This is a genomic window from Pseudomonas sp. VI4.1 (assembly GCF_002029345.1).
GTDB lineage: Bacteria > Pseudomonadota > Gammaproteobacteria > Pseudomonadales > Pseudomonadaceae > Aquipseudomonas.
Genome location: NZ_MULM01000184.1, coordinates 256,163 through 262,271, shown reverse-complemented (window position 1 = coordinate 262,271; position 6,109 = coordinate 256,163). Strand labels below are relative to the sequence as shown.

At 59.3% G+C, this 6,109-nt stretch carries 9 protein-coding genes; 4 read left to right on the top strand and 5 right to left on the bottom strand.

Annotation, left to right across the window (positions count from 1 at the left end; translation table 11 throughout):
- Nucleotides 1-84: 84 nt before the first annotated feature.
- From BZ163_RS33295 to rplU, 5 genes are all read right to left on the bottom strand, one after another.
- The gene (locus tag BZ163_RS33295; protein ID WP_128874485.1) at nucleotides 85-549 is read right to left on the bottom strand and encodes a CreA family protein; all 465 of its coding nucleotides are present in this window, start codon (nucleotides 547-549) and stop codon (nucleotides 85-87) included.
- 12 nt (nucleotides 550-561) lie between these two features.
- On the bottom strand, nucleotides 562-1,680 hold the full coding sequence (gene proB, locus BZ163_RS33290) for a glutamate 5-kinase (protein ID WP_128874491.1): 1,119 nt from the start codon (nucleotides 1,678-1,680) through the stop codon (nucleotides 562-564).
- Between the two features lie 137 nt (nucleotides 1,681-1,817).
- Nucleotides 1,818-3,041, bottom strand: a complete 1,224-nt coding sequence (gene cgtA, locus BZ163_RS33285) for an Obg family GTPase CgtA (RefSeq protein ID WP_128874484.1) — start codon at nucleotides 3,039-3,041, stop codon at nucleotides 1,818-1,820.
- Between the two features lie 193 nt (nucleotides 3,042-3,234).
- Nucleotides 3,235-3,510 (bottom strand): 50S ribosomal protein L27, encoded by a 276-nt coding sequence (rpmA, locus tag BZ163_RS33280; protein WP_007943982.1) that lies wholly within the window; start codon nucleotides 3,508-3,510, stop codon nucleotides 3,235-3,237.
- A gap of 34 nt (nucleotides 3,511-3,544) precedes the next feature.
- Complete coding sequence (gene rplU, locus BZ163_RS33275; protein WP_003176051.1) at nucleotides 3,545-3,859, bottom strand: 50S ribosomal protein L21; 315 nt, start codon at nucleotides 3,857-3,859, stop codon at nucleotides 3,545-3,547.
- Nucleotides 3,860-4,099: 240 nt separating this feature from the next.
- Between rplU and BZ163_RS33270 the strand changes: the two genes are divergently transcribed.
- The 4 genes from BZ163_RS33270 (at nucleotide 4,100) to BZ163_RS33260 (ending at nucleotide 6,096) form a co-directional block, all read left to right on the top strand.
- On the top strand, nucleotides 4,100-5,068 hold the full coding sequence (locus BZ163_RS33270) for a polyprenyl synthetase family protein (protein ID WP_128874483.1): 969 nt from the start codon (nucleotides 4,100-4,102) through the stop codon (nucleotides 5,066-5,068).
- 31 nt (nucleotides 5,069-5,099) lie between these two features.
- Nucleotides 5,100-5,240: a hypothetical protein gene (locus BZ163_RS34990; RefSeq protein ID WP_168187436.1), complete on the top strand. Its 141-nt coding sequence runs from the start codon at nucleotides 5,100-5,102 to the stop codon at nucleotides 5,238-5,240.
- Nucleotides 5,241-5,290: 50 nt separating this feature from the next.
- Nucleotides 5,291-5,632 carry a zinc ribbon domain-containing protein YjdM gene (locus tag BZ163_RS33265; protein ID WP_128874482.1) on the top strand — a complete coding sequence of 114 codons (342 nt, stop codon included), beginning with the start codon at nucleotides 5,291-5,293 and terminating at the stop codon, nucleotides 5,630-5,632.
- Nucleotides 5,633-5,838: 206 nt separating this feature from the next.
- Entirely contained in the window at nucleotides 5,839-6,096 is a 258-nt protein-coding gene (locus BZ163_RS33260) for a hypothetical protein (RefSeq protein ID WP_128874481.1), read from the top strand.
- Nucleotides 6,097-6,109: the final 13 nt, after the last annotated feature.

The following is a 6,109-nucleotide window of genomic DNA, read 5'->3' as shown; positions in this document are numbered from 1 at the left end:
ATGCGGTGTATCAGCCAGCAAAATGTCGCCTGACACACCGCATTCGCGAGCAAGCCCGCGCCCACAATTTGGATCTTCGCCAGCTTATTGAACGTGCGCCCACGGCAAGATCGGGATTGCAGTGACCGCATTCTGCGGACTGCCTTCAATCAAGCGATCGCTGTACACCAGATACACCAGCGTATTGCGTTTCTTGTCGAGGAAGCGCACCACCTGCATGGTCTTGAACACCAGCGACGTGCGCTCCTTGAACACCTCGTCGCCATCCTTCAGCTCACCCTTGAAGCTGATCGGCCCGACCTGACGGCAAGCAATCGACGCCTCGGCGCGATCTTCGGCCAGCCCCAGACCGCCCTTCACCCCGCCCGTCTTTGCGCGCGACAGGTAGCAGGTCACACCCTCCACTTTCGGATCATCGAATGCCTCGACGACTATACGGTCGTTCGGCCCGACAAACTTGAACACCGTCGACACCTGACCGATTTCCTCGGCCGAGGCCAGCAGCGGTATCGCCAACAGCAGGCCCAACCATCCTTTTGCCACGCGCATTCAGGTATTCCTTCAGACCAGGATCAGGTTATCGCGGTGAACCAGTTCCGGCTCCGCCATGTAACCCAACAGACCGACAATCGCCTCAGACGATTGACCGATGATTTTTTGTGCCTCCAGCGCGCTGTAGTTGGCCAGGCCACGGGCGATTTCACGACCGTCCGGCGCGACGCAGACCACCATTTCGCCACGCCGGAAGCTACCCTGGACCAGCTTGACGCCCACCGGCAGCAAACTTTTGTTGCCTTGGGACAACGCCGTCACCGCGCCAGCATCCAGCACCAGCGTGCCGCGGGTCTGCAGGTGCCCGGCCAGCCATTGCTTGCGCGCCGCCAGCAGGCCGCGCTCAGGCGACAGCAAGGTGCCGATGCGCTCGCCCGCCTTGAGGCGATCCAGCACCCGCTCCAGGCGCCCGCCCACAATGATCGTGTGCGCACCGGAGCGCGCCGCCAGTCGCGCAGCGCGCAATTTGGTCTGCATGCCACCGCGCCCCAGCGCACCACCGGTACTGCCGGCCACCGCATCCAGCGCCGGGTCATCGGCACGGGCTTCGTAAATCAGGCTGGCATCGGGATTGTTACGCGGGTCGGCATCGAACATGCCATCGCGATCGGTGAGGATCACCAGCAAGTCAGCTTCGACCAGATTGGCCACCAGCGCCGCAAGAGTGTCGTTGTCGCCGAATCGAATCTCATCGGTGACCACGGTATCGTTCTCGTTGATGACCGGGATAACCTTGAGTTCGACCAGCGCACGCAAGGTACTGCGGGCGTTCAGGTAGCGTTTGCGGTCAGACAGGTCATCGTGCGTCAGGAGAATCTGCGCGGTATGCCGGCCATGCTCGGCAAAGCTCGACTCCCAGGCCTGCACCAGGCCCATCTGGCCGATGGCGGCAGCCGCCTGCAACTCGTGCATCGCACTGGGTCGCACGGTCCAGCCCAGGCGGCTCATGCCTGCCGCTACCGCCCCGGAGGACACCAGCACCAGCTCGACGCCAGCCTCATGCAACGCCACCATCTGCTCGACCCAGACCCCCATTGCCGCGCGATCCAGGCCCTTGCCGTCCGCCGTCAGCAAAGCGCTGCCGATTTTCACGACCCAACGCTGCGCACCTGCCACCTTGCTCCGCATCATCTTCAACCTTAGCTTGAGGACAGCGCGACCTGGCACTGCCCGTGACGTTAATCGTGGTTATTCGTGACCAACGATCGATTTCCAGATACTAAAACGCCGCTCCAGTGAGCGGCGCTTAAGTTTATCGCAACGAATCAGTCACGCACGTAAATGATTTCCGGACCGTCTTCGTCATCCACATCTTCTTCATCCCAATCATCGTCGCCGATGTCATGGACCGACTTCACACCGCTGCGGCGCAGGGCGCGCTGGTCATCCAGGGCCTGCAACTGGGCACGGGCCTCGTCTTCGATGCGCTGATCGAGATCGGCCAGCTCTTCCTTGTAGACGGGGTCGTTAGCCAGGCGATCGGCACGATCTTCCATGTAGCGCATGATGTCGTGGCACAGACGCTCGGTACCCAGCTTGGAGATGGCCGAGATCACGTAGACCGGACCCGTCCACTCCAGGCGGTCGACGATTTCCTTGACGCGAGCGTCGTGCTCTTCTTCAAGGATCTGGTCGCACTTGTTCAGCACCAGCCAACGGTCGCGCTCGGCCAGGGACGGGCTGAACTTGGTCAGCTCGCTGACGATCACTTCGGCCGCATCCGGGGCACTGGCGTCATCCAGTGGCGCCATGTCGACGAGGTGCAGCAGCAAACGGGTACGCGACAAGTGCTTGAGGAAGCGAATCCCCAGGCCCGCGCCATCGGAAGCGCCTTCGATCAGACCCGGAATATCCGCGACCACGAAGCTCTTCCAGCGATCGACGCTGACCACGCCAAGGTTCGGCACCAGCGTGGTGAACGGGTAGTCGGCGACTTTCGGCTTGGCAGCCGACACCGACCGAATGAAGGTACTTTTGCCAGCATTCGGCAAGCCCAGCAGGCCGACGTCAGCCAACACCTTCATTTCCAGCTTGAGGTCACGCGCCTCACCCGGCTTACCCGGAGTGGTCTGACGCGGAGCGCGGTTGGTACTGGACTTGAAACGTGTGTTGCCCAGACCGTGCCAGCCGCCATGAGCCACCAGCAGCTTCTGGCCAGCCTTGGTCAGGTCGCCGATCACTTCCTGCGTGCCCGCGTCGATAACAGTGGTGCCGACCGGTACACGCAGCACCAGCTCTTCACCTTTCTTGCCGGTGCAGTCGGTGCTGCCGCCGTTGGAACCACGCTCGGCATCGAAGTGCCGGGTGTAACGGTAGTCCACCAGGGTGTTGAGGTTTTCGTCGGCGATCATGTAGACCGAGCCGCCATCACCACCGTCGCCGCCGTTCGGGCCGCCATTTTCAATGAATTTCTCGCGACGGAAGCTCATGCAACCGTTGCCGCCGTCACCGGCCTTTACTCGAATCGATACTTCATCAACAAACTTCATAACAAAACGCCTCTCGCCATACGGACGAGCCGAAAAAATCTAGACATAAGACTCTTGCAAAAATGAGCGCAGCGACCTCAATCAACGACCGCAAAGCCAGCGCTGGAGCCCATTACAAACAGCTTTGCAAGAGACTCACCCCACAAACGAAAAAGCCCCGTCGCAAGACAGGGCTTTTCCAGCAACCACGTAATTATGCCGCGACGACGTCAGTCTTCGGGACAATGCTTACGTAACGGCGATTGAAAGCGCCTTTTACTTCAAACTTGATCACGCCGTCGATTTTAGCGAACAGAGTGTGATCTTTACCCATGCCAACACCGTAACCGGCGTGGAATTGGGTGCCGCGCTGACGCACGATGATGTTGCCCGGAATGATAACCTGGCCGCCATACATCTTCACGCCAAGGCGTTTGGCTTCTGAGTCGCGACCGTTACGGGTACTACCACCAGCTTTTTTGTGTGCCATGAGTCAATTCTCCTAGTGAGGAATTAGGCTGAAATTAAGCCTGAATACCGGTGATTTTGATCTCGGTGTACCACTGGCGGTGGCCCATGCGCTTCATGTGGTGCTTACGACGACGGAACTTGATGATGCGGACTTTATCGTGACGACCTTGGGAGATCACTTCAGCCACAACGGTAGCGCCAGCAACAACTGGAGCGCCGATGTTCACGTCATCGCCATTGGCGACCAACAGAACGCGATCAAAAGTAACGGATTCGCCGGTAGCGATTTCCAGTTTTTCGATCTTCAGGTATTCACCTGGGGCGACCTTGTATTGCTTGCCACCAGTAACAATTACTGCGTACGACATGGTATTTCTCCGATAATCCTGCTCACCCAGCTCTTTATAAGAAGAGGTATTGGCTGGCATGGCTGCATAAGGCTGGAAGGCCTGTTTGCAATTGCGTAAGGCAGGTGCTGCCCAGGAAGTTCAGGGTGCGCGATTGTACGCAAGCTGACTGGGCGATGCAAGAGGCCGTCCATCGCGCCTTGACACCCGCCGACGTGGGTCCTAGCATGCCGCGCAACCCTTCTGGAGCAACTGTCTCTGATGCAACCCCAAGCTTTCTACCGCGCGGTGGCGGACGATTTCAAAGCCGTCGACGGCATCATCAAGAAGCAGCTGACGTCCCGAGTGCCGCTGGTGTCGAAAATCGGCGATTACATTACCTCGGCCGGCGGTAAGCGCCTGCGCCCGTTATTGGTGCTGCTGTGTGGCAAGGCCCTGGGTCGCGAAGGCGATGACATGCGCCTGCTGGCCGCGACTATCGAGTTCCTGCACACCGCTACCCTGCTGCATGACGACGTGGTCGACATGTCCGGCATGCGCCGAGGCCGCTCGACCGCCAACGCCATGTGGGGCAACGCTCCGAGCGTGCTGGTCGGCGACTTCCTGTATTCGCGCTCCTTCGAAATGATGGTCGAACTGGGCTCCATGCCGGTGATGAAGATCCTTTCGCAAGCCACGCGGATCATCGCCGAAGGCGAAGTGTTGCAGCTGTCGAAGGTCCGTGACGCCAGCACCACCGAAGAAACCTACATGGAAGTCATCCGCGGCAAGACGGCGATGCTCTTCGAAGCCTCGACCCACAGTGCCGCGGCCCTGGCCGGAGCCACACCGGAGCAGAGTGAAGCGCTGCGCACCTTCGGCGATCACCTGGGTGTCGCCTTCCAGCTGGTCGATGACCTGCTGGACTACAAAGGGGACGCAGAGACCCTCGGCAAGAACGTCGGTGACGATCTGGCCGAAGGCAAGCCGACCCTGCCGCTGATCTACACCATGCGCGAAGGGACGCCGGAACAGGCCGCCCTGGTGCGCAAGGCGATCCAGAAAGGTGGCATCGAAGACCTGGAAAGCATCCGCGAGGCCGTTGAAGCGTCCGGCTCCCTCGAGTACACCGCGCAGCTAGCCCGCGACTACGTGACCCGTGCGATCAAATGCCTCGACGCGCTGCCTGCCAGCGAGTACCGGGATGCGCTGGTCGAGCTAAGTGAATTTGCAGTAGCCCGCACGCACTGACCGCCCTTCGTAGGAGCTGGCTTGCTGGCGAATGCATCACCACGGTACTTCTGAAACACCGTGGCGTCTGCATCGCCAGCAAGCCGGCTCCTACAGCGAATGCATCACGCCGATGCTCCTGAAACACCGTGGCGTATGCATTCGCCAGCAAGCCGGCTCCTACGACGCCTAAAACCCTATATAATGTGCGACTTTTAGCGGTCCTCAATCCAAGGAGCTTTAGTGAGCACGTTGCCACCCTGCCCGAAATGCAATTCCGAATACACCTACGAAGACGGCGCACAGCTGATCTGCCCCGAGTGCGCCCACGAGTGGTCCGCTGGCGGCGAAGTGGAAGCAGCGTCCGATGACACCGTGAAAAAGGATTCGGTCGGTAACGTCCTGCAGGATGGCGACACCATCACCGTGATCAAGGACCTCAAGGTCAAGGGCACATCGCTGGTGGTCAAGGTCGGCACCAAGGTCAAGAACATCCGCCTGTGCGATGGCGATCACGACATCGACTGCAAGATCGACGGCATCGGCCCGATGAAACTCAAATCCGAGTTCGTCAGAAAAGTCTGATCCTGCTGTATTACCGTCCCGCGCCCTGCGCGGGATGGTGCTTCTCCCTCAGCCGCCTCACCCTTTATTGCCTCGCAATAGCCAAACGCCAGCCGTTTTGACCTGACGCAATCTTCATCTGGAAAAAAGCACAAACGGCCAATAGGCGCTTGCTATTTGATGAATAAGAATTATTCTCATTGAAACCTTCAAAGGAGATGAGAACCATGACTTATTTGATCGACGCCTGGCTGGACCGCCCGCACCCTTACCTCAGGATTCTGCATCGGGAAACCGGGGAAGTGTGTGCCGTGCTTGAAGAGGAAGCCTTGAACGAGCTGCAGGATCAGGGTGACCTGGACGTCAACGGCTTGAGTTCCAGTGAGCCGGTGGTGCTCAAGGAGCTGGTGCGCAATCTGTTTCTGTTCTGCTATGCCAGGGCGTTGCGCCCGACCAGCGATCTGAACCATAAGATCGAAATATGAGAAACGCCCAAAA

Coding starts and splice junctions, on each gene's coding strand:
- BZ163_RS33295 (WP_128874485.1), bottom strand. CDS start 549: ATGCGCGTGGCAAAAGGATGGTTGGGCCTGCTGTTGGCGATACCGCTG.
- proB (WP_128874491.1), bottom strand. CDS start 1,680: ATGCGGAGCAAGGTGGCAGGTGCGCAGCGTTGGGTCGTGAAAATCGGC.
- cgtA (WP_128874484.1), bottom strand. CDS start 3,041: ATGAAGTTTGTTGATGAAGTATCGATTCGAGTAAAGGCCGGTGACGGC.
- rpmA (WP_007943982.1), bottom strand. CDS start 3,510: ATGGCACACAAAAAAGCTGGTGGTAGTACCCGTAACGGTCGCGACTCA.
- rplU (WP_003176051.1), bottom strand. CDS start 3,859: ATGTCGTACGCAGTAATTGTTACTGGTGGCAAGCAATACAAGGTCGCC.
- BZ163_RS33270 (WP_128874483.1), top strand. CDS start 4,100: ATGCAACCCCAAGCTTTCTACCGCGCGGTGGCGGACGATTTCAAAGCC.
- BZ163_RS34990 (WP_168187436.1), top strand. CDS start 5,100: ATGCATCACCACGGTACTTCTGAAACACCGTGGCGTCTGCATCGCCAG.
- BZ163_RS33260 (WP_128874481.1), top strand. CDS start 5,839: ATGACTTATTTGATCGACGCCTGGCTGGACCGCCCGCACCCTTACCTC.